Below are 26305 nucleotides of genomic sequence, written 5' to 3'. Positions count from 1 at the left end.
AGCCGATATGGCGTGTGCAGGCCGTTTGATCCGGGTGGAGGTTGCGCTGACCCATCTGGACGGGTTCATGGAATATTTTGGCCACAACCTGCGCCATAGCCGGCAGGAGCCGGGCTGTATCCAGTTCCGGGCTGCCCGCTCCCCTTCCGAGGAGAAGGAGGGCGGCCCCGCCATCTTCCATGTCTGGGAGGAATTCGTGGATGAGGCGGCGATGCGCAGCCACCATGCCTCCCCGCATTTTCAGCGCTGGAGCGCATGGCGCGCCGAACAGGGCGACGCCGTGGTCAGGGTCGGTCTGGTGACGGAGCCGTGGCCGGAGGATTGAGCGCGCCTGCATCCTCTCCGGCCCAGCCGCAGGCTGTCAGGGCAGCCCGCATATGGGGCGGTACGGGGGCCGTGACGGTGACGGGCGGCTTGGTCGCCTGGATGGGCACCGTGATGGCGCGGGAATGCAGGTGCAGCATGTCCCCAACCTTGCCCGGCGCACCGGCAGGCAGGTAGATCGGGTCGCCCAGCAGCGGGTGCCCCAGATGCTGCATATGCACCCGAATCTGATGGGTGCGCCCCGTCTTGGGGTTCAATTCCATGAAGGCGACAGGGCCGATGCCCGGCAACTCGCCTCGCCCGCGCACGCGCCAGATCGTGACGCTGGCCTGTCCGTTTTCCTTGTCGATGACCATGCGCCAGCCGCGCCGCGCATCGCTGACCTTGGTCAGGCCGGCATCGATCTTGCCGCTATTGTCGGCGGGATGACCCAGGACGATGGCCCAGTAGGTCTTGGCGACCTTGCCTTCCTGAAACAGGATGCCCAGCCGGCGCAGCGCCTTGGGATGCCGGCCCAAAATCAAACAGCCCGAGGTGTCACGGTCCAGCCGATGGGCCAGGGACGGCGGCTTCGGGAAGCCGAAGCGCAACGCATCGAAATGCCGTTCCAGATTGTCGCCCTTGCCCTTGGCCGTGTCCGGCCCCGCATGCACGGCGATGCCTGCCGGCTTGTCCAGCACCAGCATCAGGCCGTCACGGTAAAGGAGGCGGGAAAGCAGGTCGGCTTCGTTCATGGCATCGGCAATCTTATCTTCATATGAAAAGGGCCGCACCGTTGCCGGTGCGGCCCCTTCATTCTACTGGAACCGGTGGTCCGCTCAGTGGACTTCCGACCACAGGCGGCGCTTCGCGGCGTACATGATGCCGGCGAAGAACACCAGGAACAGCATGACCATCAGGCCGACGCGGCGGCGCTCTTCCAGCTTGGGCTCAGCGGCCCAGGCCAGGAAGGTCGTCACGTCATGAGCCTGCTGCTCAATCGTCGCCTTGGTGCCGTCGGTGTAGGTCACGCCGTCAGCGTAAAGCGGCTGCGCCATGGCGATGGCGTGGCCGGGGAAGTACTTGTTGTAGTTGCTGCCCGGCGACAGTTCGACGCCCGCGGGAGCGTCGGTGTAACCGGTCAGCAGCGCGTAGATGTAATCTTCGTGATGGGCGCGGGCCTTCACGATCAGCGACAGGTCCGGCGGAGCCTTGCCACCATTGGCGGCGGCCGCGGCCTGCTTGTTCGGGAACGGGTTCTTGAACCGGTCGGACGGCAGGCCCGGCCGGGTGAACATTTCGCCCTGGTCATTGGGGCCGTCGGTGATTTCCACCGAAGCCGCAATGGCCTTCACTTCCGCCTCGTTGAAGCCGATGTCGTGCAGATTGCGGTACGACACCAGATGCAGCGAATGGCAGGCAGAACAGACTTCCTTGTAGATCTGGAAGCCGCGCTGCACGGAAGCGTAATCATAGCCCTTGAAGAAGGACAGGAAGCTGTTCACGCCGCCATGGGCCCAGGTCTGGGCCGGGGGCAGGGGCGCGTCGCCGGCGGCCAGGGCCGTGCTGGTCAGGCCAGCAATGGTCATGGCACCTGCGGCGATAAGGGTACGAAGACGACGCATCAGGCCTTCTCCCATCACTTGGCGGTGGCGGCGTTGCCGCCGAGAACCGGGTTGGCGATGCTGGCCGGCAGCGGCAGCGGCTTCTCGATCCGGCCGATGATCGGCAGGGCCAGGAAGAAGGCGAAATACATCACCGTGCCCAGCTGACCGATCAGCACGTAAGGCTGTTCGGCGGGCTTGCCGCCGGCATAACCCAGCATGAAGAAGGCCGGCACCAGGCAGAGCAGCACCCACCAGCGGAAGATCGGGCGGAAACGGGCCGAACGGACCGGCGAGCTGTCCAGCCAGGGCAGGACGAACAGGATCGCGATGGAACCGAACATGGCCAGAACGCCACCCAGCTTCGCGGGGATCAGCACCACATCGGTGAAGGGCAGGCTGATGGCGAAAGTGATGGAACGCAGGATCGCGTAGAAGGGCAGGAAGTACCATTCAGGCACGATATGCGCCGGCGTCACCAGCGGGTCGGCCGGGATGTAATTGTCCGGATGACCCAGGAAGTTCGGGGCAAAGAACACGAAGCCAGCGAAGATGATCAGGAAGACCGTGACGCCGAAGAAATCCTTCGTGGTGTAGTAGGGGTGGAACGGCAGCGTATCCTGCGGACCCTTCGGCTCCACACCCAGCGGGTTGTTGGACCCGGTGATGTGCAGGGCCGCGACGTGCAGGACGACCACGCCCAGCAGCACGAACGGCAGCAGGTAGTGCAGCGCGAAGAAGCGGTTCAGGGTCGGGTTATCGACCGAGAAGCCACCCCACAACAGGGTCACGATGCTCTCACCCACCACCGGGATGGCCGAGAACAGGTTCGTGATCACCGTGGCACCCCAGAAGGACATCTGGCCCCAGGGCAGCACATAGCCCATGAAGGCGGTGCCCATCATCAGCAGCAGGATGATGACGCCGAAGATCCACAGCAGTTCACGCGGTGCCTTGTAGGAACCGTAATAGATGCCGCGGAAGATGTGGATATAGACGGCGATGAAGAACATCGACGCGCCATTGGCGTGGATGTAACGGATCATCCAGCCCCAGTTCACGTCGCGCATGATGCGCTCGACGCTGTCGAAGGCCAGAGCCGTGTTGTTCGTGTAGTGCATTGCCAGCACGATGCCGGAGACGATCATCGTCACCAGCACGACCATGGCGATAGCGCCGAAGTTCCAGAAATAGTTGAAGTTACGCGGAGTCGGGAAGGACCCGTACTCCTTGTTCATCATCGTGAAGATCGGCAGGCGCTGGTCGATCCAGTTCACCACCGGGTTCTCGAAATTGGACTGTGGGGCGTGAGCCATCTGGCACTCCCTGACTGGATCTGTCTTTTAGCCGATCTTGACGCGGGTGTCGGTCAGGAACGCATATTCCGGAACGTGCAGGTTCAAGGGCGCGGGGCCCTTGCGGATGCGGCCCGACGTGTCGTAGTGCGACCCGTGGCAGGGGCAGAACCACCCGCCAAATTCACCCTTCGTTTCGCCCGAGGAGGTGCCCAGCGGAATGCAGCCCAGATGGGTGCAGACGCCGACCAGCACCAGCCAGTTATCCTTGCCTTCCTTGACACGGGCCTGGTCCGGCTGCGGATCGATCAGCTCGGCCGTGGGGACGGCGCGGGCGGCATCGATCTCTTCCTGGGTGCGGTTACGGATGAAAACCGGCTTGCCGCGCCACATGGCCTTGATGGCCTGACCGGGCTGAATCGGGGCCAGATCGACCTCGATGGTCGCCAGCGCCAGCGTGTCAGCGGCCGGGTTCAGGCTGTGGATGAAGGGCCACAAAGCAGCAGCGGCACCAACACCGCCCATGGCGGCGCCAGCCAGATAGATGAAGTCGCGGCGGGTCTGGCCGTCGCCCGCATGCATGGTGTCCGCCATACCTCTCATCTCCTCGGCGAATGGACGCGGCCCCCGTCGGGCCGACGCCTTTTACTGAAACAACGATATGGACCCGGGAATCCGGGCTGAATTGGGCTTGTCCGCCGGTCTTTCCACCCCCACTTACTGCGTCACGGTGCGCATCGGGGGATGCGGTGCGACGCGTGCAGTGCGATGGAGCGGGAAAGGCCAGCACGAACGGAGCGGCCAGAGGCATCTCCGGTCGCGGATGTTCGATATACATGGCCCGCCAACGGTTGGGAAGCGCGCGCTTCTGGACAATCTGTCGCGCTGTCCGGCGTCTGGGGCATCGATCCCCCCGCGCCTGCGCATGGCGGCGCGCTTGCATCCGTCCCGGTTTGGGAATATCCCTGATTTCACAGCGCAACCGGCGTTCATTCTGCCCGTCGATTGTGCCCATTTACCGGTAAACAATCCGTCCGGCCCCGTGGCCGGGCAGGTGCCGAAGGGATATTGCCCTTGTCCACCGCGCAACCGCTTGTGCAATCGCTCGCCGGCCGCCGCGTCCTGCTGATCGTGGCGGGGGGGATTGCCGCCTTCAAGACACCCGATCTGGTGCGCCGCCTGCGTGAACGCGGGGCGTCGGTGCGCGTTGTTCTGACTGATGGCGGGGCGAAGTTCGTGACGCCGCTGACGTTGCAGGCGGTGTCGGAAGATACGGTCTATCAGGACCTCTGGTCGCTGACCGACGAATCGGCCATGGGCCATATTCAGTTGTCACGGTCGGCGGATGTGGTGCTGGTGGCCCCGGCCACGGCCAATATTCTGGCCCGGATGGCCCATGGTCTGGCCGATGATCTGGCCACCACCGTGCTGCTGGCCACCGATAAACCGGTGCTGGTGGCCCCGGCCATGAATGTGCGGATGTATGAACATCCGGCGACCCAGGCCAACCTTGCCCTGTTGGCGTCGCGTGGCGTGGGCATCATCGGCCCGGATGACGGGGCCATGGCCTGCGGCGAATATGGGCCGGGCCGCATGGTGGAACCGCTGGCCCTTGCCGACCATCTGGCCGGCTGGTTCGCCGCACAGGCAGCGCCAAAGCCGCTGGCCGGGCGTCACGCCCTGGTGACCAGCGGCCCGACGCATGAGCCCATCGATCCCGTCCGCTATATCGCCAACCGGTCCAGCGGCAAGCAGGGCCATGCCGTCGCGGCTGCGCTGGCCGCTCTGGGTGCCCGCGTCACACTGGTCAGCGGGCCTGTGCGCCTGCCCGACCCGGCGGGGGTGAAGGTGGTGGCGGTGGAGACGGCGGCGGAGATGTTGGCCGCCTGCCGTGCCGCCCTTCCGGCTGACATCTTTGTCGCTGCTGCTGCGGTGGCCGATTGGCGGGTGGATGGCGCGGCGGGCCAGAAACTGAAAAAGACGGAAGGCGGCGGGCCGCCCTCCCTGTTCCTGACCGAAAACCCCGACATCCTGGCAACCCTGTCGGTGGCCGGGCCTGATCGCCCGGAACTGGTGGTTGGTTTCGCTGCCGAAACGAATGATGTCGTGGCCTATGCCCGCGCCAAGCGGCTGCGCAAGGGGTGTGACTGGATCGTCGCTAATGATGTGTCGCCCGCCACCGGCACCTTTGGCGGGGACCGTAACTCGGTGCATGTGATCCGCGCCGACGGGACAGAGGAAGCCTGGGAAAACCTGGCCAAGACCGAGGTGGCAGGCCGTCTGGCCACCGCCATCAGCAATCATTTCGAAACCGGAAAGAAATAAGAATGTCGGATATCAGCATTTCCATCCGCCGCCTGCCGCATGGTGCCGATCTGGCCCTGCCTGTCTATGCCACGGCTCTGTCCGCCGGCATGGATCTGCTGGCCGCTGTGGCGGAGTCGGTGACCCTGGAGCCGGGGCAGCGCCGGTTGATCCCGACCGGGATCGCCATCGCCCTGCCCGCCGGTTTTGAGGCGCAGATCCGCCCGCGTTCCGGTCTGGCCCTGAAGAACGGTATCAGCCTGGTCAACAGCCCCGGCACCATCGATGCCGACTATCGCGGCGAGATCGGGGTGATCGTCATCAATCATGGTGACCAGCCCTTTACCTTGGAACGCGGCACCCGCATTGCGCAGATGGTGATCGCGCGGCACGAGCGGGCGGCGTGGACGGAAGTGGACAATCTGGACGAAACCGCGCGCGGGTCGGGCGGTTTCGGATCAACCGGCACCAAGGGCTGAGGGGAACGGGGATGCTGCGCATATCCAAGAAACTGATGTTCGCCATCGAGACGGTGTTGGACATCGCCTATAATGCAGGTTCCGCCCCGGTGCAGTCGGCGGAGATCACGCAGCGCCAGGGCATCCCCAAACGCTACCTTGAACAGGTGCTTCAGGCCCTGGTTCGGGCCGGCGTCCTGGCCGGTGTGCGCGGCCCCAAGGGCGGTTACCGCCTGGCCAAGGAACGTCGCCGCATCACCGTGGCGGAGATTGTGCGCGTCGTCCGCGCCCTGGAACAGGCCACCGATCCCATTGAGGAAGAGGTGGGGGCTGAACTGGGCCGGCAGGTCGTCCGCCCCCTTTGGGCGGAGCTGCAGGACGAGGTGATGGCGCGGCTGGAACAGACCAGCATCGAAGACCTCTGTGTGCGCGCCCATCAGGCCGGCGTGGCCAGCGAGGCGGCATCAAAGCTCGATTTCAGTATTTAGTCGTCTCTCAGGTGCCGGGCGGCGGCATCCGCCGCCTTGGCTTGCGCGACCATGGGGTCGCGGGCGCTCAACGCGCCAACCAACGCGCAATAACATATTGCGCGTTGGTATCGCCTCTTTGACAGCGTCACCGCCTCCCTATATACACAACATTGACCCGGTATTTTCGATAAATACCACAATGGAGATGTGAAATGTCCGCCAGCCCTGAATTCCGTGGCAAAATCTATGACAGCATCCTGGACACGATCGGCGCCACGCCGCTGGTGCGGCTGAACCGGCTGGCGGCCAAGCATGGCGTCGTGGCCGATGTCGTTGCCAAGCTGGAATTCTTCAACCCGCTGTCCAGTGTGAAGGACCGTATCGGCAAGGCCCTGATCGAGGCGGCGGAGGCCGAGGGCAAAATCTCCCCCGACCGCACCGTCCTGATCGAACCGACCTCGGGCAATACTGGCATCGCCCTGGCCTTCGTCGCCGCTGCCAAGGGTTACCGCCTGATCCTGACCATGCCGGAAAGCATGTCGATCGAACGGCGCAAGATGCTAAAGCTGCTGGGCGCCGAACTGGTCCTCACCCCCGCCCCGCAGGGCATGAAGGGCGCCATCGCCAAGGCCGAGGAGCTGCTGGCCAGCACGCCCGGTGCCTATGTCCTGCAGCAGTTCAAGAACCCGGCCAACCCGGCCATCCACCGCGCCACCACGGCGGAGGAGATTTGGAATGACACGGCGGGCAAGGCCGACATCCTGATTTCCGGTGTGGGCACCGGCGGCACCCTGACGGGCGTGGCCCAGGTGTTGAAGCAGCGCAAGCCCGGCTTCAAGGTTGTGGCGGTGGAACCGGAAGACAGCCCCGTCCTGTCCGGCGGCCTGCCCGGCCCGCACAAGATCCAGGGCATCGGCGCCGGCTTCGTGCCCGACATCCTGGACAAGGACCTGATCGACGAGGTGCTTCGCATCTCCAACGTCCGCGCCTTCGAACTGTCGCGTGAGGCCGCCAAGACCGAAGGCATCGCCGTCGGCATCTCCTCGGGTGCGGCACTCGCCGCCGCGTTCGAGGTGGGCGCACGGGCGGAGAATAAGGGCAAGCTGATCGTCGTCGTCCTGCCCAGCTTCGCCGAACGCTACCTGTCCACAGCCCTGTTCGAGGGGCTGGAGTAAGCATTTCCTGTTAGGATCGCTGTCGCCCCGGCCAATCGGTCGGGGCGAAGTCGTTTCCGGACCATCGCCTTCATGACCCCTGACACCTTCCGTGCCCTGGCGCTATCCAACCCCATCAACGCCGCCATCCTTGACCGGTTGCCGGCCCTGGGCCTGGATCAGGCCTATCTGGTGGCGGGGTGTCTTTATCAGGCCGTGTGGAATGCCCGCGATGGCCGCGCCCCCGGCTGGGGCGTCAAGGATTACGACCTGTTTTACTACGACCCGGACACAAGCTGGGAAGCTGAGGATGCGGTTATCCGCCGGGCCGCTGATCTCTTTGCCGATCTGGGCGTGGAGGTGGAGCTGCGCAATCAGGCGCGCGTCCATCTCTGGTATCCGCAGCGATTCGGTAAGGTGATCGTCCCGCTGGAAAGCAGCCAGGATGGCATCGCCGGCTTCCTGGTCCGCTGCACCTGTGTCGGTCTGTCGGCGGCGGGGGCGGTGGTGGCACCCTATGGGTTGGACGAGTTGGCCGCCGGCATCCTGTCCCCCAATCCCCGCACCGACAATCCGGCACAGTACCGGATCAAGGTCGACAGCTATCGCGCCCGCTGGCCCTGGCTGGTCGAACGCAGCTGATGGAACAAACGCCGCCTGTGGTTGTTACCCCCGCACCGCCGGCCGAATGCCGGTTTCGATGCGAGAGGACATCATGAAGAAACGTACCCTGACCCTGGCGATCCCGCTGCTGCTTTCCGCCTTTGCCCTGTCGGCCTGCAACACGGTCGAAGGTGTCGGCAAGGATGTGAAGTCGGGCGGCAAGGCCATTGAGAATACCGCGCAGGACGCCAAGAATTAAGTTGGGCGCGCTTGCCCCGGCGGGGCGTTGGCGTCATGGTGACCATCATGAGCACGCCCCCCGCCGACCCCGCCCGCCTGTCCCCGCCGCCGCCCAACAGCGGCCCGCGCGTGCGCATGGTGCCGCCGGGGGAGGACCGCGAACGGCTGGTCTGTCCCGACTGTTCCTACATCGCCTATGAGAATCCGAAAATCGTGGTCGGTGCCGTGGTGACCGATGACGAGGACCGGTTCCTGCTCTGTCGCCGTGCCATCCACCCGCGCAAGGGCTTCTGGACCCTGCCCGCCGGCTATATGGAGTTGAACGAGACGACGGAGCAGGGGGCGGCACGGGAGGCGATGGAGGAGGCGGGGGCAACCATCGGCATCAATGCGCTGCTGGCGGTCTACAATATCCCCCGCCTGTCGCAGGTACAGATGATCTACCGCGCCCGTCTGTCCGATCCGGCCATCGCGGCGGGGCCGGAGAGCCTGGAGGTGGGGATGTTCTCCTGGAAGGATATTCCCTGGGACGAACTGGCCTTTCCCAGCGTCGTCTGGGCCCTGCATGAATGGCGGGACAGGGCGGGACAGACGGGTTTCGCCCCCGGCACCAACCCACCCCCGCCCGTCGAGGGCTTGTAAGCCGCGTTTCGTCCGGGCACAGTCGCAGCAGAAGCGACCAACAGCCGGACAGAAAACATGCGCCGCTCCCAGACCGCCGCCCAGGGCACAATCCACCGCCTGACACTGGACAGTCAGGTCCTGCGCGGCAACCTGATGGGCGACAGCCCGGTGCGGGAGGTGCATGTCTATGTGCCGGCGGGTCATGATGGGCACGACCTGCCGCTGCTGGTCGATATTGTCGGCTATACGGCGGGTGGGCCTGCCCATACCAACTGGAAGAATTTCGGGGAGAACCTGCCCGAACGGCTGGACCGGCTGATCGATAGCGGGGCCATGGCCCCGGCGGTGGTGGCCTTCCCGGACTGTTTCACGCGCCTGGGCGGCAACCAATATATCAATTCCGGCGCCCTGGGCCGCTGGATGGATTTCCTGTGTGATGAGGTCGTGCCCTTTGTCGAGGGACGCTTTGCCTGTGGCGGCACGGGCCGGCGGGCCATCTTCGGGAAAAGCAGCGGCGGCTATGGCGCGCTGGCCCATGCCTATCTGCGGCCTGATATCTGGGCGGCGGCGGCCTGCCATTCGGGCGATATGGGGTTTGAGCTATGCTACCTGCCCGACATGCCGGGCGTGCTGCGCTCTCTTGCCCGCCATGGCGGCTCCATTGAGCGGTTCATGAATGCGTTTGAGACAGCGCGCAAGGTGGATGGCAAGGACACCCATATCCTGATGATCCTGTGCATGGCCGCCACCTATGACCCCGACCCCAGCCAGTATCTGGGCATCCGCCTGCCCGTTACGCCGGACACCTGTGAGGTGATCGAGGAGCGCTGGGCCAACTGGCTGGATTGGGACCCGGCGCGCATGGTGGAAAGGCATGGTGATGCTCTGCGCGGGCTGAAGGGCCTGTTCATCGATTGCGGCGACCGCGACCAGTATAATCTGGTCCATGGTGCCCGCCGCCTGCACCGCCGATTGGAGGCGCTGGGCATCAAACACCGGTATGAGGAATTCCCCGACGATCATTCCTCGGTCGATTACCGGATGGATGAAAGCCTGCCCTTTCTGGTCCGCGCCCTGAACGGCTGAGGTGCTTATGGCCGAACAGGACATCACCGCCCTTGATCCCGCCGATGCCGCAGAAATGGCCAAGGGCCGTCTGCGACTGGATAAATGGCTGTGGTATGCGCGCTTCCTGAAAACCCGCAGCCAGGCGGCCAAGCTGGCCACATCGGGCAGCCTGCGCATCGGCGGCGCACTGGTCGCCAAGGCCAGTCAGGTGGTGAAGGTGGGCGATATCCTGACCTTCCCGCTGGGTGCCTATGTCCGGGTCATCAAGATCAAGGCCTTGGCCGCACGGCGGGGACCGGCCCCGGAGGCACAGGCGCTCTACGAAGACCTGGACCCGCCGACGCCAGAGGCGCGGCTGCCGCGGGGGTAACGGTCAGGCGGCCCGTCCGTCCAGCAGAATTGTGGCCTCGATCCGCCCGTAATCGGCGCGCAGCCGTCCCTGTTCGTCGCGCTCGACCAGCCCCACGGCCTCCAGCGCCGTGACATCGGCATGGACGCGCTTGAAGTCCCGCCCCAGATCGCGGGCCAGGGCGCGGATGCTGGCGGCGGGTTGCCGGTGCAGGTGACGCAGCAATTCGTGGCGTTTGTCCGTCATGGTGGCGGCCAGGGCCGACCAGGACAGGAAGGTGACATTGTCCTGCGGCTGCACCTCCAGGCCAGCATCGGCCTGCTGCACCAAGTCCTTGATGCGGGCAGCGGCGTCACGAAGCTCGCCACCGACGAAAAGCCGCTTCTTCATCCCTGCCTCCTGATCGTCTCAACCTCATCCACAAACCGGTCCAGCAGGGCCGCCAATGTGGTGAAGTTTACTGGCTCTTCGGTGGTTCCGAGATGCCGATGGTCGCCCTTGCCCCGCTCATTGTCATACCCAAGAACACGCGCCCCGCTGACGACATAGACAAGGCTGTATTTGTAGGGATGCCGCGACGGTGGAACCGGGGCCGGTACCTGCCACACCACCATCTCGACCAGACTGCCATCAGGATAGACCACGCGTCACGGATCAGCAGGGTGGCTTTCATGATGGCGTATCATGCCATCACCCTTTGACAGCGGCAAGCGCTCTGTGTCTGTCAGACTGGTACAAATCCTACCAATCATGCGCCCCCTTGAACGCTGCGTTGCATCCGGGCACCCGGCCAAGGGGCGGCACCCGCTTGCCGTGGTCGGGTCCTGCCGCTATGCTCCGCCACCACGTAACAATGTGACCGTAAAGCAACCCCCGTCTTTGCGGTTCGATCCTTGACCCCCAGGTGAGTGACATGGCCCGCACCCTCTATGACAAGATCTTCGACAGCCACACCGTCCACCGTCAGGAGGACGGCACCGCCGTGCTGTATATTGATCTGCATCTGGTGCATGAGGTGACGAGCCCGCAGGCCTTTGAAGGTCTGCGTATCGCCGGGCGTCCGGTCCGCCAGCCCAAGAAGACGCTGGCCGTGGCCGATCATAATGTGCCCACCAGCAAGGACCGGCTTCAGGGCATCAAGAATGAGGAAGGCCGCATCCAGGTCGCACAGTTGGGCGTGAACGCCAAGGAATTCGGCATCGAATATTTCGATATGGCCGATATCCGCCAGGGCATTGTGCATGTGGTCGGACCGGAGCAGGGCGTGACCCAGCCGGGCATGACCATCGTCTGCGGTGACAGCCATACGGCCACCCATGGTGCCTTCGGTGCGCTGGCCTTTGGTATCGGCACGTCGGACGTGGAACATGTGCTGGCCACGCAGACCCTGCTGATCAAGAAGTCGAAAAACATGCTGGTGAAGGTCGATGGCGACCTGCCGCCGGGTGTCACCGCCAAGGATTTGACGCTGGCCGTGATCGGGGCCATCGGCACCGCCGGCGGCACCGGCTATGTCATTGAATATGCCGGCAAGGCCTTCCGCGACCTGTCGGTCGAAGGCCGCATGACGGTCTGTAACATGGCTATCGAGGCGGGTGCCCGCGCCGGCCTGATCGCCCCGGATGAGAAGACGTTTGAGTATCTGCGCGGCCGTCCCCGCGCGCCGCAGGGTGCTGATTTCGACCGGGCCGTCGAATATTGGAAGACCCTGCCCACGGACGAAGGGGCGGTTTACGACAAGGTCGTGGAACTGAACGCCGCCGATATCGTGCCGCTGGTCACCTGGGGCACCAGCCCGGAGGACGTGGCCCCCATCACCGCCAACGTGCCCAGCCCGGCCGATTTCAAGGATCCGCACAAGGCCAAGGCGGTGGAGCGCTCGCTGGCCTATATGGGCCTGACGCCGGGCACGCCCCTGTCTGAGGTGCCGGTGCAGAAGGTGTTCATCGGTTCCTGCACCAACAGCCGGATCGAAGACCTGCGCGCCGCCGCCGACGTGGCCAAGGGCCGCAAGGTGGCCGATGGCGTCTATGCCATGGTCGTCCCCGGTTCGGGTCTGGTGAAGAAGCAGGCCGAGGAAGAAGGTCTGCACACGATCTTCACCGAGGCCGGCTTTGACTGGCGGGAACCCGGCTGCTCCATGTGCTTGGCCATGAATGATGACAAGCTGAAGCCCGGTGAGCGTTGCGCCAGCACGTCCAACCGCAATTTCGAAAGCCGCCAGGGCCCCGGTGGCCGCACCCATCTGGTCAGCCCCGCCATGGCCGCCGCCGCCGCCATCAAGGGCCACCTGACCGACGTGCGTACCCTGGGTTGAGGCTGCCCTTTTGTATCGCCCCCGCAGAGGCACTCGTAGGTCAGGTCGAGGCGTGAGCCTCGCCCTGACAGAGAAGGCTTTCAATCCTTGCCTGTCAGGGCGCGCCTTTGGCGCGACCTGACCTACGGTTACAGCAAATCCCGCAAAATCGGGATCAAAGGGATATCCGCCGGTGGCATCGGGTATTCGGCCATGCGCACCGGCTTGACCCAGGCCAGTTGCTGCCCCTCCATCGGGGTTGGCGTTCCCTTCCACACCCGCGCCACATAGAGCGGCATCAGCAGGTGGAACGTCTCATAGGTATGGCTGGCAAAGGCGATGGGGGCGAGGCAGCTTTCCGCCGTGTCGATCCCTAATTCCTCCTTCAGCTCCCGCACCAGGGCCGCCTCCGGCGTCTCGCCTTCATCGACCTTGCCGCCGGGAAATTCCCACAGGCCCGCCATGGACTTGCCCGGCGGGCGCTGGGCCAGCAGCACGCGGCCATCGGCATCGACCAGGGCCACGGCGGCCACCAGGACGGTGCGGACCGGCCCTGTGCGGGCCGGTTCCTGCCAGCAGGGGGTGTCGCCGCCGCTCACGACCGGTAGCTGCCATTAATGTCGATATAGCCGTGGGTCAGATCGCAGGTCCACACCGTGGCGCTGCCCGACCCCAGGCCGATATCCACCTCCATCAGGATTTCCTGGCCCTTCATATGGGCGGCCACCGGTGCCTCGTCATAGCCTGGGACCTCCATCCCGTTGGCGCAGATCTGCACGCCGCCGACGGAGATGACCAGAAGGTCACGGTCAGCACGTTCGCCCGACCGTCCCACGGCGGCCACGATGCGGCCCCAGTTGGCGTCCTCACCGGCCACGGCGGTCTTCACCAGGGGCGAATTGGCGACCGTCAGGGCGATGCGCTTGGCGGCGGCATCGCTGTCGGCCCCCGTCACGCGGATTTCCACGAACTTGGTCGCCCCCTCGCCATCGCGCACGATCTGCTGGGCCAGATCCAGGCAGACTTCATCCACGGCCTTGGCAAAGGCGGCCAGACGCGGATCGTCGGTCGCCTCAATCGCGGCATGCCCGGCCTTGCGCGTGGCACACAGGACCAGCGTGTCGGAGGTCGAGGTATCGCCATCGACCGTGATGGAATTGAAGCTGCGGTCGGTGGCCGATGACAGGACGGCCTGCAACGGGGCGGGCGCGATATTGGCGTCGGTGAAGACATAGGCCAGCATCGTCGCCATGTCGGGCGCGATCATGCCGCTGCCCTTGGCAAAGCCGGCGACCGTCACCGTCATGCCGTCAATGGTGACGGTGGCCGATGCACCCTTGGGGAAGGTGTCGGTGGTCATGATGGCGCGCGCCGCCACCTCCCACGCCTCACCCTCCGCGGGTACCAGCTTGGTAAAGGCCTCGGGCAGCGACTTCGCGATCAGGTCGGCGGGCATCGGCTGCCCGATAACGCCGGTGGAGGCGGGGAACACTTCCGTCGGTTTGCAGCCCAGCAGGGCGACGGTGGCATCAATGGTGGCGTCCACAAACGCCTCACCCGCCTTGCCGGTGAAGGCGTTGGAATTGCCGGCATTGACGACCAGGGCGCGCACGGAACCGCCGGCCAGATGAGCGCGGCAGCGATGGATGGGGGCCGATGCCGTCAGCGACCGCGTCAGCACGGCGGCCACGCTGGAGCCTTCATCCAGCACCGCCACCATCACGTCATTGCGCGGCGTCTTATACCGGATGCCGGCGCGGTGCCCGGCCAGACGCACGCCGGCGATGGGCGGCAGCGACGGGAAGGAAGCGGGGGCGAGCGGCGAGACGGCCATGGGTGCGGGCTCCGGCTGGAGGGGGTAAGGTTCGCGCATGAAGCCGATGCAGGGGCCGGCGGTCAAGTGCCGGTTCGATGACACTGCTCAGGCCGGTCAGGGCAGAAGCGGTTCCAGCAGGTCCGGCACCCGGTCCTTCTCCACCGCCTCGCGCCAGCAATCGGCCAGCCGGTCTGTTTCCGCCACCGCCGTGCGCCAGTATTTCTTCCGCGTGGCCGTGTCCATGCGCCGGAAATCGCCACGGTCGGGGATTTTGCCAAACGGCAGGGCGCGGGCGAATTCCACCGACGGGCACAGGACCAGCATGCGCGACAGGTTGGCGGCACGCGGTCGCCGCCAGGGCAGTGTCTTGTCGAACCAGCCCGGTACGATGCGGTGGGAAAAGTGGGGGTAGAGGACAAGGCCCGGCGGCGTGAAGCCCATATCCAGATGGTAATCCATGATCCCGCCATCCAGATAAAGGCCGGGCCGCGCGCCTGCCATATCCGCCACCCCGTCGAACACGAAGGGCACGGCGGAAGAGGCCAGCAATGCCGGCACCAGATTATCCGGTGTCAGGGCCACGGCCTGGGTCGGGAATTCCGTCGTCAGATCGAAGGGCGGCACGTCGCGGCCATCATGCAGGACGGTGCGTTCGAAAAAGGCCGGCAGGGTGCGGCGGCTGACCAGATTGGCAAGACCGGCGGCACCTAAGCCCAGGCCCAACCCCACCTTGCCCGCCCCGGGCCGTATCGGTCCCCGGCCCCGCACGGCCAGGATCGATTGCCGCATGAAGGGATGCGACAGGACATGACCGATTCCGTCGGCCCCGAAAATGACATCCAGGAAATCGCGGCAATGGGCCGTCAGTTCGGTCGCACTGACCGGTCCATCGACGGCATAATCCAGGTAACAGGCCTCAAACCGCTTGCAGGCCGCCACCGGGTCGGGCTGTGCCAGACAGGCAAAGCGCCAGGTGCCGATGGAACTGCCCACCATGTGCAGGGGGCGTTCGCGCTTCTGGAACCAGCTGCCGAACAGGGCCTGGTCCAGCCTTGTCAGGGCCAGCCATTTCGCCCCGCCGCTGGCCCCGGCCACCACATCGAACAGGTCTTCATGTAGCCCGTCCCGGCGGATGCGGGCCATGGCCTCCGGACCGGCCAGGAAACGCAGGGGCGTGGGACGCATCGGTGGAGCCGCCGCATGGTTAAGGGTCTATCGCGCCGCAACATATTCAGTGCGCGACATTCGGGCAAGGCCCCGCCTATTGACGGCGCGCCCTGCAACGTGATGATAGGAACCAAGCCATACACGAAAACATCAGCCCTAAGGCGCAAGACCCATGTTCAACATCGCCACCGTGGATTACCAGGCCCCCGACGCGGCACAGCAGTTCGTCACCTCGCTGCGGGAGACCGGCTTCGCCGTCTTGCGCAATCACAGCATCGATACCGCCCTGATCCAGGACCTGTACAAGGTCTGGTCCGGCTTCTTCGCCTGGGACGGCAAGCACGAATACAAGTTCGACCCGGAAATCCAGGATGGCTATTTCCCGTTCAAGTCGGAAAACGCCAAGGACAGCGCCGTCAAGGACCTGAAGGAATTCTACCATGTCTATCCGGGTCGCCGCCTGCCGCCGCAGGTGAAGGAGGCCACCGACCGGATGTATGCCGATCTGTCGGCCATGGGCCTGACCCTGCTGAACTGGATCCAGGACACTGTGCCCGAAGATTTGCGCAACAGCTTCAAGCAGCCGCTGCCCGCCATGATGGACGGGTCCACCAGCACCCTGTTCCGCGTGCTGCATTATCCGCCCATCGGGGAGGGGTATGAGCCGGGGGCCGTGCGCGCCGCCGCACACGAGGATATCAACCTGATCACCCTGCTGGTGACGGGCAGCGAGCCGGGATTGCAGGCGCAGGACACCGCCGGCAACTGGCACGACGTGCCGTGTGATGCCGGGATGATCGCCGTCAATGCCGGCGACATGCTGAAGCTGGCGTCGGGCGGCTATTTCCCGGCGACGACCCACCGCGTGGTGAACCCGCCGCCCGAACATAATGTCTCCCGCTATTCCATGCCGCTGTTCCTGCACCCCCGTCCCGACGCTCCCTTATCGGACGAGCTGACGGCCGGTCAGTATTTGGATCAGCGCCTGCGCGAGATCGGCCTGAAGAAGTAAGCCCAATCTGCCGAGAGCGCATGAAAAAGCCCCCGCCGGTGTGATCCGGCGGGGGCTTTCACATCACGGACCTCAGTTCACGCGGGAACCGGCACCCAGCAGGCCACGGTTGCGCAGCAGGGCGTCAACCTTGGGCGCGCGACCCCGGAAGGCGACATAGGCCTCCATCGGGTCCTTGGAGCCGCCGGCGCTGTACACTTCCTGATACAGCTTCTGGGCCAGCTTCGGATCGAAGATGTTGCCGGCTTCCTTGAAGGCGTCGAACCCGTCGGCATCCAGCACTTCCGCCCACATATAGCTGTAATAGCCAGCGGAGTAGCCGTCGCCGGAGAAGACGTGCGTGAAGTGCGGGCTTCGGTGGCGCATGACGATTTCTTTCGGCATGCCCAGCTTGGCCAGCTCATCGCGCTCAAACTTGTCCGGGTCCAGGTCCTTGGCGTCGGTCAGGCTGTGATAGGCCATATCGACCAGGGCCGACGAGGTGAAGGAAACAGTGGCAAATCCCTGGTTGAAGGTCTGGGCGGCCAGGATCTTGTCCAGCAGCGCCTTGGGGATCGGCTCACCCGTCTTGTAATGCACGGCGAAGCGCTGCAGAATCTCCGGCTGCTCGATCCAATGTTCCAGAATCTGACTGGGGAACTCCACAAAGTCGCGCAGCACCGAGGTGCCCGACAGCTGCGGATAGGTCACATCCGACAGCATGCCATGCAGGCCATGGCCGAATTCATGGAACAGGGTGCTGGCATCGTCGAACGACAGCAGCGTCGGCTGGCCCTCGGCCCCCTTCGCGAAATTGTTGTTGTTCATGACGATGGGCGTCACCTTGCCCGACAGCTTCTCCTGTTCGCGCAGGGACGACATCCAGGCGCCGGACCGCTTGGAAGGACGGGCGAAATTGTCGCTGTAGAAGACGGCGACGTGGTTACCCTTCTTGTCCTTGACCTCATACACCTTCACGTCGGGGTGATAGCGGGGCACGTCCTTCAGCTCATGGAAGGTTACGCCGAAAAGCTGATTAGCCGTGAAGAACACCGCTTCCATCATCTTATCAAGCTGGAAGTACGGCTTGATCTCCTCCTCGTTCAGGTCGTACTTCGCCTTGCGCACCTTCTCGGCATAATAGAACCAGTCCCAGGGTTCGATCTGGATATTCTGGCCCTCGCTGGCCGCCATCTTGGCCAGATCGTCCTTTTCCTCTGCGGCGCGGACCTTGGCCGGTTCCCAGACCTGGAGCAGCAGATCGCTGACGGCCTGCGGCGTCTTGGCCATCGTGTCGGCCAGCTTGTATTCGGCAAAGGTCTTGTAGCCCAGCAGGTTCGCGCGCTCGATCCGCAGCTGCACGATTTCCTTGATGGCGGCGTTATTGTCCTGGGCGTCGCCATTGTCACCGCGCGCGGTCCAGGCCTTCCAGGCCTTTTCGCGCAAGGCGCGGTTGGCGGAGAAGGTCAGGAACGGTTCGATGGAGGAACGCGACAGGGTGATGACATACTTGCCCTCATCCCCCCGCTCCTTGGCGGCCTGGGCGGCGGCGGCGCGCACGAATTCCGGCAGGCCAGCCAGTTCGTCCTCGTTGGTCAGGACCAGCTTGTATTCCTTCTCATCGGCCAGGACATTCTGGCTGAACTGCGTGGACAGTACGGCCAGACGCTGCAGGACAGCGGCCATCCGGTCACGGTCCTTGCCCTGAAGCTTGGCGCCGGCGCGCACGAAATTCGTGTAATAGCGCTCCAGGACGCGGGCCTGCTCCTTGGACAGTTTCAGGCTCTCGCGCTTGGCATAAAGCGCGTCGATGCGCGCGAACAGGTCGGCGTTCAGGTTGATGGCATTGCCATGCGCTGCCATGACCGGCGCCATTTCGCGCTGGATCTTCTGCAGCTGATCATTGGTGTTGGACGCGGTCAGGCTGCTGAACACGCGGGAGACATTGCCCAGCATCTCGCCGCTCTTTTCCAGGGCGTCGATGGTGTTGGCGAAGGTCGGGGCGTCCTTGTTGTCGGTGATCGCCTTGATCTCCGCCAGATGGTCGGCCATCGCCTTTTCATAGGCCGGCTTGAAATGTTCCGGCTTGATGGCGTCATAGGGCGGAACGCCGAACCGCGTGTTCCAGGGATGGAAGAAGGGATTGTCGCTGGTCACCTTGGTCTCCGCCTGCGCCACCTGCATGGGCGCTTCCGCCGCCTGTACAGCCATCGGCATGCACGCGCCCACCATGGCCAGGATCAGGGCAGAAGCCCCGTTCTTCAACACCGCTTTCACTGCCTGTCCCCTTATTTCTTATTGAGGGATTGTCCGAACCGCCATGGGTCATGCATCGCGCCGCACCTGACAAGAGGCGAAACATTTCCGTTACAATGAACCATCATCTTCGCCGAAATTGTCGCGGATCATGTCATACCAAGGGCTGGCTGCGGTATTGGAGGCGCGTTTACACTGCTTCTCCGCCACCATCACCGGACCCGCCATGACTGCCGCCCATAAACCCGTTCCCCGTCTGGCCGACCTTGACATGAAGGCCCACCGCTATGCCGACAAGGGGGCGTACCAGAAGGAGTTGGAAAAATTGCAGGAGAAGATCCTGCATGTGCAGCAGGCCTACTGGCATGGCAAGCGCCGGGCCGTGATCGTGTTTGAGGGCTGGGACGCCGCTGGCAAGGGCGGGGCCATCCGCCGCCTGACGGAGAATCTGGACCCACGTGGTGCCCATGTCTGGCCCATCGCGGCGCCCACGCCGGCTGAACAGGGTCGGCATTACCTGTGGCGTTTCTGGCAACGCCTGCCCGAACCCGGCACCTTCGCCATCTTTGACCGGTCCTGGTATGGCCGCGTGCTGGTGGAACGGGTCGAAGGTTTCGCCAAGCCCAACGAATGGCACCGCGCCTATGATGAGATCAACGAGTTCGAACGGCTTTTGACCGATGATGGTGTGCGCATCGTGAAGCTGTTCCTGCACCTGTCACCGGACGAACAGCTGCAACGGTTCAAGGAGCGGCTGAACAACCCCTATAAGCGCTGGAAACTGACGGCGGAAGACCTGCGCAACCGCGACCGGCGCGGCGATTATGAGCAGGCCGTCGACGATATGTTTGCCCGTACCAGCACCGATCAGGCCCCCTGGGTCGCCGTACCCGCCGATGCTAAATGGCATGCCCGCGTAGAGGTACTGCGGCATGTGGTCGATGCCCTGGCGGCGGGCGTGGACGTGACGCCGCCGCCGCTGGACCCGGCGGTCAAGAAGGCGATGGAAAAGCTGTTGGGGTAAGGGGGCTGTACCTCTTGTGCCACTCCCCTCGTCATCCCGGCGGAAGCCAGGATGACGAGGGGCGATGCTTCAATGCCCTTATCTGAAAAACCTTTTACGACCCCTTCTTCTCCAGCGGCGGGGTGTCGGCGGCGCGGCGGGTACGCTGCCAGGCGTCGAGCGTGCGACGCAGATTGGCGGCGGCTTCGCGCTGCAAGGCCGTGCGACCGGCGGCGGGGTTGTTGAAGGCCATCTCCAATTCCTCCTGCTCCGCCAGACAGGCCTCATAGCTCAGCAGGGCGGTCCGGTCGCTGTCGATCCGGTCGGCATGTCCGCTTTGGATGCCCCCATCGATGCGGGGCAGGGCGCAGGGACCCGCAAGGGCAGGACCGGCCAGCAACAGCGCGGAAAGGGTCAGGAAACAAGACTTGAAAGACATGCGGACACCCGCCAAAGGGTCGCTGTGGGAACGGCGACAGGCAGCCGTGATGGCTGCACATCCGGGCAAGAGTCGCATGAAAAATTCCGACAGGACAGGGCCTATTTCACATCAAAAGGATATAGTCCCAACGTCGATATTCGTGCGGAGAGCCGCGTGAACTCATTACCGTTCAGTTGGATTGCTTGCCCGGTCGGCATTGTTGGGGAAATTCAGCGCTTTCCGGCGGAACGCAGTGCGATGGCCAGGGTGGCGGCGGTGCTGCCGACGGGACGGGGGATGATGGTCATCCCCTCCGCGGCGGCGGCCAGACCGGCATGGTCCGCCGCACCGGGCTGGTCGGCCAGAATGACGTCCCAGGCATCCCCCGCCTTGCGCAGCACCTGTACCGCGCGGGCCTGCGTGGGGACCAGCGTCACCTCGCACCCGTACCCGTCCAGTTCCAGGATCAAGGCATCGGCATCTTCCAGGGCGGATACCATCAGCACCCGGACGGCGGCGGCGGGGCGGGAGGAAGGGATGCGTTCGGCCAAATCCATGGCCTGACGGCCCGCCTTCTGAATCTGTCGGGCGAAATCGCGCTGCGGACCGTCGGGCAGGTCCGCCTCCAGAAAAGAGGCAAAGCCCAGCAGCGCGTTCAGGGCATTGACCAGATCATGGCGAAGGCCACGTGGAAGGCCGTTGCCATCCACGCCGCCCGTCCCGTCCGCCGGATCAGCGGGCAAGACCCAACTCCACGGCGCGCATGGCGGCCTGGGTACGGTTCTTGGCGCCCAGCTTCCGACACAGGCCCCGGATATGCAGCTTCACCGTCACCTCTTCCAGTTCCAGCGCGCGGGCAATCTCCTTGTTGGACTGGCCCTTCAGCAGGAAGTCCAACACCTCACGTTCGCGCCGGGTGAAGGTGCTGTTCAGCGCATTGCCATCCGACGCCATGGCGCTTTCGGCCAGATTGTCGGGCATGAAGGTTTCACCCGCCGCCATGCGCTGCACGGCTTGCAACAGGATCGACCCTGGCAGCGTCTTGGGCAGAAAGCCTACGGCCCCATGGGCCATGGCCAGCCGGATATCCTCGTTCTTGGCCTCGCCCGACATCAGGGCGATCTTCAGCGACGGATAGCGTTCGCGCAGGCGGACAAGCCCGTTCAAGCCGTTCATGCCCGGCATACGCAGGTCCAGCAGCAGCATGTCGAACGGCGCGCCATCATCCAGGACCTTCAGGGCCTCGCTGACGGTGCCCACGCCTTGGACGAAAGTACCGGGTGCCTCACGCTCGAAATGCGAGCGCAAGGCGTCGCGCAGAAGGTCATGGTCGTCGGCGATCAGCAGGCGCATGTTTTTCTGCCCAGGGAGTTCACATTAACAGGTCAATATTACAGCAACGCGCGATTGCGCATAGCCCTCTGTTACGCCGACCAACGGAATAGGTGCCCTCAGCCTACGACCTTCGGCGGAATGACGCCTCGAAAGGAGGGAATGCTGTTTTGCTTTGACTTGGGCTGTCGGCTGGGATAACGCTTCGTATCGGTGAAAGGTGATGCCGTTCGCCGGGGTGTCTCGACATATCCCCGTCATTTCCGGACTGCCGCAAGGTGGGCCGGTGCGAATCGCCGGAAGCAGGCCCATCAGGGTCGCCTTCGACAAGGGTGCATCACCGGGTTGGTCTTCCGACCTTCCTTCCTGTCGCCGCCCCGCCCCCTCCATTTCAGGTCATTCGTCCTAAACGACGTCCCGTACTTCCGGCCCGGTTCCGATTCCACCGGTGAACCTTGGCCGTGATCCCGCCCCAATCGGGGCGCATCCATGGGGGTGCCGCCCCCGTTCCCGCAACCGGCCACCCCGGCCGACCGACAGCCAGATCCGATGAATCTCCAGGAACTCAAGGCCAAAACCCCCGCCGAGCTGCTCGCCTTTGCCGAAGAGCTGCAGATCGAGAATGCCGGCACCCTGCGCAAGCAGGACATGATGTTCGCCATCCTGAAGCAGCTGGCCGACAATGACGTGCCGATCTATGGCGAAGGCGTGCTGGAGGTGCTGCCCGACGGGTTCGGCTTCCTGCGCTCACCCGAAGCCAACTATCTGCCCGGTCCCGACGATATCTACATCTCCCCGTCCCAGGTGAAGCGCTTCGGCCTGCGCACCGGCGACACGGTGGAAGGCCAGATCCGGGCGCCCAAGGATGGGGAGCGCTACTTTGCGCTGCTGAAGGTCAACACGATCAATTTCGACCATCCGGACAAGGTGCGTCACCGCATCAATTTCGACAATCTGACCCCGCTTTATCCGGATGAACGGCTGAAGCTGGAGGTGGAGGTCGATAATTCCGGCAAGGGCCGCAAGGACATGACCACCCGTGTCATCGACCTTGTCGCCCCCCTGGGCAAGGGCCAGCGCGCCCTGATCGTGGCGCCGCCGCGCACCGGTAAGACGGTGATGCTGCAGAACATCGCCCACTCCATCGCCACCAATCACCCGGAAGTCTATCTGATCGTCCTGCTGATCGATGAGCGTCCGGAAGAAGTGACCGACATGGCCCGTTCCGTGCGGGGCGAGGTCGTGTCCTCCACCTTCGACGAACCCGCCACCCGCCATGTGCAGGTGACGGAGATGGTCCTGGAAAAGGCCAAGCGTCTGGTGGAGCACAAGCGCGACGTGGTCATCCTGCTGGACAGCATCACCCGCCTGGGCCGTGCCTATAACACCGTCGTTCCCTCGTCGGGCAAGGTGCTGACCGGTGGTGTGGATGCCAACGCCTTGCAGCGGCCCAAGCGCTTCTTCGGTGCCGCCCGCAATATCGAAGAAGGCGGCTCGCTCACCATCATCGCCACTGCCCTGATCGATACCGGCAGCCGCATGGACGAAGTGATCTTTGAAGAGTTCAAGGGCACTGGTAACAGCGAAATCGTCCTGGACCGCAAGCTGTCCGACAAGCGCATCTTCCCGGCGCTCGACATCCAGAAGTCGGGTACGCGCAAGGAAGACCTGCTGGTCGACAAGGGCGCCATGGCCAAGATGTGGATTCTGCGCCGCATCCTGAACCCGATGGGTCCGCAGGACGCGGTCGAATTCCTGGTCGACAAGCTGAAACAGTCCAAGACCAACAACGACTTCTTCGACAGCATGAACCAGTAAGGCTTCGCGCCTGCAAGTTCGGGCAAGGGCCGCCGCCGGGAAACCGGGGCGGCCCTTGCTGTTTCTTGATGGGGATTGCTGCTTTCCGGGGGCGGTTCTGGTAGGCTGTGACCATCACCGCCCGAACTTTGTCGTGATGGTGTCGCCGTCGTCTTCGGATGGGTTTGCCGGATCGTGATCGGTGAAACACCCCCCGTTTTTGTGTTGCATCATGTTGCACGACGCCGGTCGGACCCCACCTCTATGCCCCTGGCCCCATGCCCCTGCCATCGCCACCCCTGCTGCTGATCACCGACCGTTCACAGGCGGCGGGTGGCTTGCTGTCGGCTGTGGCGGCGGCGGTTCGGGCCGGGTGCCGCTGGGTCAGCCTGCGGGAAAAGGATCTGCCCCTGGCGGTGCAGGCTGACCTGCTGCGCACCTTGCTGCCCATCCTTTGTGATGCCGGGGGTACGCTGACGGTGCATGGGGGTCCGGAACTGGCTCCGCTCTGCCATGGGGTGCATCTGCCCGACGGGGCCGACATCGCGGCGGCGCGGCGCGACCTGGGGCCGGCGGCCCTGATCGGCGCGTCCTGCCATGATCAGGGCGGGGTGGCTGTGGCGGCGCGGGACGGGGCGAACTACGCCACGCTCAGCCCGATTTTCCTGACGCCCTCCAAGCCGGGCTATGGACCGGCCCTGGGGCCGGCGGTTCTGTCCGATCTGCCCCTGCCCACGCTGGCGCTGGGCGGGGTGGGGGTGGGGAATGCGGCGCAATGTCTTTCCGCCGGGGCCGCCGGGTTGGCGGTCATGGGCGGCGTCATGCGCGATCCGGGGGCGGTGGGGGGGCTGCTGTCGGTCTTGGCTGCGACGCCGGGCCGCAAGGTGGACATTTGACCGGGGGGCCTGCCCGACCCCATATCACCGCATCGTCTTCTTTCAGCCACCGAACGGCCCGCCATGCCCGTCGCCCCCACCGTCTCCGGCCACCGCGCCGTCGCCAACTGGCTGCTGGCCTGTGCCGGCATGGTCTTTGTCATGGCCATCATCGGGGCCATCACCCGCCTGACGGAAAGCGGCCTGTCCATCACCGAATGGAAGCCCATCACCGGCGCCCTGCCGCCCCTGAATGAGGCGCAATGGCTGGCGGAGTTTGAGAAGTACAAGCAGATCCCCGAATATCAGGTCCTGAACCAGGGGATGAGCCTGGATGAGTTCAAGCAGATATTCTTCTGGGAATGGTTCCACCGTCTGTGGGGCCGGCTGATCGGCTTGGTCTTCGCGGTGCCGCTGATCTGGTTCGCGGTTAAGGGCATGGTGACGCGCGCCATGCTGCCCAGGCTGGTGGGCCTGTTCCTGCTGGGTGGGCTTCAGGGCTTTATCGGCTGGTTCATGGTGCAGTCGGGCCTGTCGGTGCGCACCGATGTCAGCCATTACCGGCTGGCCATGCATCTTTCCATGGCCCTGATCCTCTATGCCCTGCTGATCCAGGCGGGTCTGGGTCTGCGCCATCCGGGGGCGGTCCATCACCCGGACCGGGCGGGTCTGCGCCGCCATGGCTGGGTCGCCATGGTCCTGGTGTCCGTCACGGTGGTCTGGGGGGCTTTTGTCGCCGGGCTGGATGCCGGCTTTGCTTATAATACCTGGCCGTTGATGAATGGCGATTTCGCGCCGCCGGAAATGTGGAATCTGTCGCCCGGCTGGCTGAACTTCCTGGAAAACACGGCGACGGTACAGTTCACCCATCGCTGGCTGGCCATCGCCACGGCCCTGACGGTCCTGTCCTATGCCTGGCGCGTGGGACAGCGGGCCGACCTGCCGGATGTGGCGAAACGGTCGGCCCTCTGGCTGTCGCTGGGCATTGGCGGGCAGGTGGTGCTGGGCATCACCACCTTGCTGCACGCCGTGCCCGTGGCGCTTGGGTCCGCCCACCAGGGCGGTGCCCTGGTGGTCATCGCCCTGCTGCTGCGGTCAATCCACACCCTTCGCCGCTAATCGCCCCAATTTGCGCTGACCCAGATAGCGGATCAGGGTCAGGGCGTCGGGCGGCGGCACCTGTTCGATACGGCGGTAATCGCGGCAATCGGCGGTGCGGCTGACCATTCCCTGTTCCACCAGTTCCCGGCGCAGCAGGGCGAAGTCGCGGAAGCTGTGCATGCCGTTCAGCGTCCGGCTAATCTCCTGCTCCGTCATGCTCTGGCGCGGCGGCAGTTGCGACCAGATCACCCACAGGCAGGTGGCCTGTTCGTTGAACTTGTTGGGCCAGCGGATCAGCTGCCCCGCCGGATCGAAATGCCGCATCAGGCGGCGCACGCGGCCCAGGTCAACCTCTGCCGTGGGGGCCGCCGGGGCGGGCGCGGGGTTTTCCAGCCGGTCCAGGGCGGTGGCCTGGGCGCGGTAATGCTGGAAGTTCCGAAAGCCGGCGCCGCGCGCCAGCATGTTCAGAAGCTGCACATGGCCGGCGCGGCCTTCATGCGCTTCCAGCTGTGATTTCAGCGATTTGGCCAGGGCGCCGATATCGGCGACCTGAAAGGGCAATTCCTGCTTCGACATGGGCCAACATCCCGTTTCACGGCACGCCTTGATCGTTTGGAACCGTCGGTGGTCGCCATCTTGCCGACGCGGCACGCCTGGGGGGTGTGACGGTCGATAATCAATGTGAAGGCAGGTTTAGCGGCCCGAAAGGGCTGGCGACGCCTGGGTGAACTGCCGACCGAGCGGAAGCATTACCACGGGTACGGGGGAACGGTCATCC

The 26305-nt window shown here is 64.5% G+C and carries 30 protein-coding genes; 16 read left to right on the top strand and 14 right to left on the bottom strand.

Going from position 1 to position 26305, the window contains the following annotated elements:
* Nucleotides 1–7: 7 nt before the first annotated feature.
* Nucleotides 8–325 (top strand): putative quinol monooxygenase, encoded by a 318-nt coding sequence (locus tag ABC729_RS11920; protein WP_495607787.1) that lies wholly within the window; start codon nucleotides 8–10, stop codon nucleotides 323–325.
* Here ABC729_RS11920 and ABC729_RS11915 read toward each other — a convergent pair.
* The 4 genes from ABC729_RS11915 to petA all read right to left on the bottom strand — a co-directional run bounded on the left by ABC729_RS11915 (nucleotide 285) and on the right by petA (nucleotide 3796).
* The gene (locus ABC729_RS11915) at nucleotides 285–1058 is read right to left on the bottom strand and encodes an RluA family pseudouridine synthase (RefSeq protein ID WP_495607786.1); all 774 of its coding nucleotides are present in this window, start codon (nucleotides 1056–1058) and stop codon (nucleotides 285–287) included. The genes ABC729_RS11920 and ABC729_RS11915 overlap by 41 nt on opposite strands.
* 84 nt (nucleotides 1059–1142) lie before the next feature.
* Complete coding sequence (locus tag ABC729_RS11910; RefSeq protein ID WP_495607785.1) at nucleotides 1143–1928, bottom strand: cytochrome c1; 786 nt, start codon at nucleotides 1926–1928, stop codon at nucleotides 1143–1145.
* Between the two features lie 14 nt (nucleotides 1929–1942).
* Nucleotides 1943–3223 carry a cytochrome b gene (locus ABC729_RS11905; protein ID WP_495607784.1) on the bottom strand — a complete coding sequence of 427 codons (1281 nt, stop codon included), beginning with the start codon at nucleotides 3221–3223 and terminating at the stop codon, nucleotides 1943–1945.
* A gap of 27 nt (nucleotides 3224–3250) precedes the next feature.
* Nucleotides 3251–3796 carry a ubiquinol-cytochrome c reductase iron-sulfur subunit gene (petA, locus tag ABC729_RS11900; RefSeq protein ID WP_495607783.1) on the bottom strand — a complete coding sequence of 182 codons (546 nt, stop codon included), beginning with the start codon at nucleotides 3794–3796 and terminating at the stop codon, nucleotides 3251–3253.
* 480 nt (nucleotides 3797–4276) lie between these two features.
* Here petA and coaBC point away from each other — a divergent pair, with 480 nt between their 5' ends.
* The 9 genes from coaBC to ABC729_RS11855 all read left to right on the top strand — a co-directional run bounded on the left by coaBC (nucleotide 4277) and on the right by ABC729_RS11855 (nucleotide 10493).
* A complete protein-coding gene (coaBC, locus tag ABC729_RS11895; protein WP_495607782.1) occupies nucleotides 4277–5527 on the top strand; it encodes a bifunctional phosphopantothenoylcysteine decarboxylase/phosphopantothenate--cysteine ligase CoaBC in 1251 nt (416 codons plus the stop codon).
* Between the two features lie 2 nt (nucleotides 5528–5529).
* Nucleotides 5530–5985: a dUTP diphosphatase gene (gene dut, locus ABC729_RS11890; RefSeq protein ID WP_495607781.1), complete on the top strand. Its 456-nt coding sequence runs from the start codon at nucleotides 5530–5532 to the stop codon at nucleotides 5983–5985.
* 11 nt (nucleotides 5986–5996) lie between these two features.
* Nucleotides 5997–6452 carry an RrF2 family transcriptional regulator gene (locus ABC729_RS11885; RefSeq protein ID WP_054166884.1) on the top strand — a complete coding sequence of 152 codons (456 nt, stop codon included), beginning with the start codon at nucleotides 5997–5999 and terminating at the stop codon, nucleotides 6450–6452.
* Nucleotides 6453–6646: 194 nt separating this feature from the next.
* Nucleotides 6647–7609, top strand: coding sequence for a cysteine synthase A (gene cysK / locus ABC729_RS11880; RefSeq protein ID WP_495607780.1), 963 nt, complete (start codon nucleotides 6647–6649; stop codon nucleotides 7607–7609).
* Between the two features lie 72 nt (nucleotides 7610–7681).
* The gene (locus ABC729_RS11875; protein WP_495607779.1) at nucleotides 7682–8230 is read left to right on the top strand and encodes a nucleotidyltransferase family protein; all 549 of its coding nucleotides are present in this window, start codon (nucleotides 7682–7684) and stop codon (nucleotides 8228–8230) included.
* 73 nt (nucleotides 8231–8303) lie between these two features.
* Complete coding sequence (locus ABC729_RS11870; RefSeq protein ID WP_102112185.1) at nucleotides 8304–8450, top strand: entericidin A/B family lipoprotein; 147 nt, start codon at nucleotides 8304–8306, stop codon at nucleotides 8448–8450.
* Nucleotides 8451–8497: 47 nt separating this feature from the next.
* Nucleotides 8498–9073 (top strand): NUDIX hydrolase, encoded by a 576-nt coding sequence (locus tag ABC729_RS11865; protein WP_495607778.1) that lies wholly within the window; start codon nucleotides 8498–8500, stop codon nucleotides 9071–9073.
* Between the two features lie 57 nt (nucleotides 9074–9130).
* Nucleotides 9131–10141 carry an alpha/beta hydrolase gene (locus ABC729_RS11860; RefSeq protein ID WP_495607777.1) on the top strand — a complete coding sequence of 337 codons (1011 nt, stop codon included), beginning with the start codon at nucleotides 9131–9133 and terminating at the stop codon, nucleotides 10139–10141.
* A gap of 7 nt (nucleotides 10142–10148) precedes the next feature.
* Nucleotides 10149–10493 (top strand): RNA-binding S4 domain-containing protein, encoded by a 345-nt coding sequence (locus ABC729_RS11855; RefSeq protein WP_495607776.1) that lies wholly within the window; start codon nucleotides 10149–10151, stop codon nucleotides 10491–10493.
* 3 nt (nucleotides 10494–10496) lie between these two features.
* Here ABC729_RS11855 and ABC729_RS11850 read toward each other — a convergent pair whose 3' ends face one another.
* Both ABC729_RS11850 and ABC729_RS11845 read right to left on the bottom strand, forming a co-directional pair.
* Nucleotides 10497–10862 (bottom strand): HVO_A0114 family putative DNA-binding protein, encoded by a 366-nt coding sequence (locus ABC729_RS11850; RefSeq protein ID WP_495607775.1) that lies wholly within the window; start codon nucleotides 10860–10862, stop codon nucleotides 10497–10499.
* The gene (locus ABC729_RS11845) at nucleotides 10859–11116 is read right to left on the bottom strand and encodes a toxin-antitoxin system TumE family protein (protein ID WP_495607774.1); all 258 of its coding nucleotides are present in this window, start codon (nucleotides 11114–11116) and stop codon (nucleotides 10859–10861) included. The genes ABC729_RS11850 and ABC729_RS11845 overlap by 4 nt, the downstream gene beginning before the upstream one ends.
* 269 nt (nucleotides 11117–11385) lie before the next feature.
* Between ABC729_RS11845 and leuC the strand changes: the two genes are divergently transcribed.
* A complete protein-coding gene (gene leuC / locus ABC729_RS11840) occupies nucleotides 11386–12789 on the top strand; it encodes a 3-isopropylmalate dehydratase large subunit (protein ID WP_495607773.1) in 1404 nt (467 codons plus the stop codon).
* Between the two features lie 128 nt (nucleotides 12790–12917).
* Here the strand turns inward: leuC and ABC729_RS11835 are convergent, their stop codons facing one another.
* The 3 genes from ABC729_RS11835 to ABC729_RS11825 form a co-directional block, all read right to left on the bottom strand.
* The gene (locus tag ABC729_RS11835) at nucleotides 12918–13304 is read right to left on the bottom strand and encodes a (deoxy)nucleoside triphosphate pyrophosphohydrolase (RefSeq protein WP_495608673.1); all 387 of its coding nucleotides are present in this window, start codon (nucleotides 13302–13304) and stop codon (nucleotides 12918–12920) included.
* 59 nt (nucleotides 13305–13363) lie between these two features.
* Nucleotides 13364–14602: a bifunctional glutamate N-acetyltransferase/amino-acid acetyltransferase ArgJ gene (gene argJ, locus ABC729_RS11830; protein ID WP_495607772.1), complete on the bottom strand. Its 1239-nt coding sequence runs from the start codon at nucleotides 14600–14602 to the stop codon at nucleotides 13364–13366.
* 96 nt (nucleotides 14603–14698) lie between these two features.
* On the bottom strand, nucleotides 14699–15769 hold the full coding sequence (locus ABC729_RS11825; RefSeq protein ID WP_495607771.1) for a patatin-like phospholipase family protein: 1071 nt from the start codon (nucleotides 15767–15769) through the stop codon (nucleotides 14699–14701).
* A gap of 154 nt (nucleotides 15770–15923) precedes the next feature.
* On the opposite strand from ABC729_RS11825, the gene ABC729_RS11820 reads away from it, so the two are divergent.
* Complete coding sequence (locus ABC729_RS11820) at nucleotides 15924–16763, top strand: isopenicillin N synthase family dioxygenase (RefSeq protein WP_495607770.1); 840 nt, start codon at nucleotides 15924–15926, stop codon at nucleotides 16761–16763.
* A gap of 72 nt (nucleotides 16764–16835) precedes the next feature.
* On the opposite strand, the gene ABC729_RS11815 is transcribed toward ABC729_RS11820, so the two are convergent.
* Nucleotides 16836–19019, bottom strand: coding sequence for a M3 family metallopeptidase (locus ABC729_RS11815; protein ID WP_495607769.1), 2184 nt, complete (start codon nucleotides 19017–19019; stop codon nucleotides 16836–16838).
* 205 nt (nucleotides 19020–19224) lie between these two features.
* Between ABC729_RS11815 and ABC729_RS11810 the strand changes: the two genes are divergently transcribed.
* The gene (locus ABC729_RS11810; RefSeq protein WP_495607768.1) at nucleotides 19225–20022 is read left to right on the top strand and encodes a polyphosphate kinase 2 family protein; all 798 of its coding nucleotides are present in this window, start codon (nucleotides 19225–19227) and stop codon (nucleotides 20020–20022) included.
* 94 nt (nucleotides 20023–20116) lie between these two features.
* Here ABC729_RS11810 and ABC729_RS11805 read toward each other — a convergent pair whose 3' ends face one another.
* From ABC729_RS11805 to ABC729_RS11795, 3 genes are all read right to left on the bottom strand, one after another.
* Nucleotides 20117–20440: a hypothetical protein gene (locus tag ABC729_RS11805; RefSeq protein WP_495607767.1), complete on the bottom strand. Its 324-nt coding sequence runs from the start codon at nucleotides 20438–20440 to the stop codon at nucleotides 20117–20119.
* A gap of 212 nt (nucleotides 20441–20652) precedes the next feature.
* Complete coding sequence (locus ABC729_RS11800) at nucleotides 20653–21165, bottom strand: hypothetical protein (protein ID WP_495607766.1); 513 nt, start codon at nucleotides 21163–21165, stop codon at nucleotides 20653–20655.
* The gene (locus tag ABC729_RS11795; RefSeq protein ID WP_495607765.1) at nucleotides 21155–21775 is read right to left on the bottom strand and encodes a response regulator; all 621 of its coding nucleotides are present in this window, start codon (nucleotides 21773–21775) and stop codon (nucleotides 21155–21157) included. Before ABC729_RS11795 ends, ABC729_RS11800 begins: the two co-directional genes overlap by 11 nt.
* 528 nt (nucleotides 21776–22303) lie before the next feature.
* Between ABC729_RS11795 and rho the strand changes: the two genes are divergently transcribed.
* From rho to ABC729_RS11780, 3 genes are all read left to right on the top strand, one after another.
* Nucleotides 22304–23572, top strand: a complete 1269-nt coding sequence (gene rho, locus ABC729_RS11790) for a transcription termination factor Rho (RefSeq protein ID WP_094453654.1) — start codon at nucleotides 22304–22306, stop codon at nucleotides 23570–23572.
* A gap of 257 nt (nucleotides 23573–23829) precedes the next feature.
* Nucleotides 23830–24447 carry a thiamine phosphate synthase gene (locus tag ABC729_RS11785; protein WP_495607764.1) on the top strand — a complete coding sequence of 206 codons (618 nt, stop codon included), beginning with the start codon at nucleotides 23830–23832 and terminating at the stop codon, nucleotides 24445–24447.
* A gap of 63 nt (nucleotides 24448–24510) precedes the next feature.
* The gene (locus ABC729_RS11780; protein WP_495607763.1) at nucleotides 24511–25545 is read left to right on the top strand and encodes a COX15/CtaA family protein; all 1035 of its coding nucleotides are present in this window, start codon (nucleotides 24511–24513) and stop codon (nucleotides 25543–25545) included.
* Here ABC729_RS11780 and ABC729_RS11775 read toward each other — a convergent pair.
* Nucleotides 25522–26103, bottom strand: coding sequence for a DUF2087 domain-containing protein (locus ABC729_RS11775; RefSeq protein WP_495607762.1), 582 nt, complete (start codon nucleotides 26101–26103; stop codon nucleotides 25522–25524). The two genes, ABC729_RS11780 and ABC729_RS11775, sit on opposite strands and share 24 nt — an antisense overlap.
* Nucleotides 26104–26305 lie beyond the last annotated feature (202 nt).

The sequence above is a fragment of the Niveispirillum sp. CC-CTL257 genome (assembly GCF_059489915.1).
This window is presented reverse-complemented; position numbering and strand designations above follow the sequence as displayed.

Excerpts from the sequence above, each read along its gene's own strand:
- ABC729_RS11910 (WP_495607785.1), bottom strand. The coding sequence starts at position 1,928 with ATGCGTCGTCTTCGTACCCTTATCGCCGCAGGTGCCATGACCATTGCT.
- ABC729_RS11870 (WP_102112185.1), top strand. The coding sequence starts at position 8,304 with ATGAAGAAACGTACCCTGACCCTGGCGATCCCGCTGCTGCTTTCCGCC.
- ABC729_RS11875 (WP_495607779.1), top strand. The coding sequence starts at position 7,682 with ATGACCCCTGACACCTTCCGTGCCCTGGCGCTATCCAACCCCATCAAC.
- ABC729_RS11780 (WP_495607763.1), top strand. The coding sequence starts at position 24,511 with ATGCCCGTCGCCCCCACCGTCTCCGGCCACCGCGCCGTCGCCAACTGG.
- ABC729_RS11795 (WP_495607765.1), bottom strand. The coding sequence starts at position 21,775 with ATGCGCCTGCTGATCGCCGACGACCATGACCTTCTGCGCGACGCCTTG.
- cysK (WP_495607780.1), top strand. The coding sequence starts at position 6,647 with ATGTCCGCCAGCCCTGAATTCCGTGGCAAAATCTATGACAGCATCCTG.
- ABC729_RS11805 (WP_495607767.1), bottom strand. The coding sequence starts at position 20,440 with ATGTCTTTCAAGTCTTGTTTCCTGACCCTTTCCGCGCTGTTGCTGGCC.
- petA (WP_495607783.1), bottom strand. The coding sequence starts at position 3,796 with ATGGCGGACACCATGCATGCGGGCGACGGCCAGACCCGCCGCGACTTC.
- argJ (WP_495607772.1), bottom strand. The coding sequence starts at position 14,602 with ATGGCCGTCTCGCCGCTCGCCCCCGCTTCCTTCCCGTCGCTGCCGCCC.
- ABC729_RS11920 (WP_495607787.1), top strand. The coding sequence starts at position 8 with ATGGCGTGTGCAGGCCGTTTGATCCGGGTGGAGGTTGCGCTGACCCAT.
- ABC729_RS11905 (WP_495607784.1), bottom strand. The coding sequence starts at position 3,223 with ATGGCTCACGCCCCACAGTCCAATTTCGAGAACCCGGTGGTGAACTGG.
- ABC729_RS11820 (WP_495607770.1), top strand. The coding sequence starts at position 15,924 with ATGTTCAACATCGCCACCGTGGATTACCAGGCCCCCGACGCGGCACAG.
- rho (WP_094453654.1), top strand. The coding sequence starts at position 22,304 with ATGAATCTCCAGGAACTCAAGGCCAAAACCCCCGCCGAGCTGCTCGCC.
- ABC729_RS11850 (WP_495607775.1), bottom strand. The coding sequence starts at position 10,862 with ATGAAGAAGCGGCTTTTCGTCGGTGGCGAGCTTCGTGACGCCGCTGCC.
- ABC729_RS11865 (WP_495607778.1), top strand. The coding sequence starts at position 8,498 with ATGAGCACGCCCCCCGCCGACCCCGCCCGCCTGTCCCCGCCGCCGCCC.
- leuC (WP_495607773.1), top strand. The coding sequence starts at position 11,386 with ATGGCCCGCACCCTCTATGACAAGATCTTCGACAGCCACACCGTCCAC.
- ABC729_RS11810 (WP_495607768.1), top strand. The coding sequence starts at position 19,225 with ATGACTGCCGCCCATAAACCCGTTCCCCGTCTGGCCGACCTTGACATG.
- dut (WP_495607781.1), top strand. The coding sequence starts at position 5,530 with ATGTCGGATATCAGCATTTCCATCCGCCGCCTGCCGCATGGTGCCGAT.
- ABC729_RS11855 (WP_495607776.1), top strand. The coding sequence starts at position 10,149 with ATGGCCGAACAGGACATCACCGCCCTTGATCCCGCCGATGCCGCAGAA.
- ABC729_RS11885 (WP_054166884.1), top strand. The coding sequence starts at position 5,997 with ATGCTGCGCATATCCAAGAAACTGATGTTCGCCATCGAGACGGTGTTG.
- ABC729_RS11775 (WP_495607762.1), bottom strand. The coding sequence starts at position 26,103 with ATGTCGAAGCAGGAATTGCCCTTTCAGGTCGCCGATATCGGCGCCCTG.
- ABC729_RS11860 (WP_495607777.1), top strand. The coding sequence starts at position 9,131 with ATGCGCCGCTCCCAGACCGCCGCCCAGGGCACAATCCACCGCCTGACA.
- ABC729_RS11915 (WP_495607786.1), bottom strand. The coding sequence starts at position 1,058 with ATGAACGAAGCCGACCTGCTTTCCCGCCTCCTTTACCGTGACGGCCTG.
- ABC729_RS11825 (WP_495607771.1), bottom strand. The coding sequence starts at position 15,769 with ATGCGTCCCACGCCCCTGCGTTTCCTGGCCGGTCCGGAGGCCATGGCC.
- ABC729_RS11785 (WP_495607764.1), top strand. The coding sequence starts at position 23,830 with ATGCCCCTGCCATCGCCACCCCTGCTGCTGATCACCGACCGTTCACAG.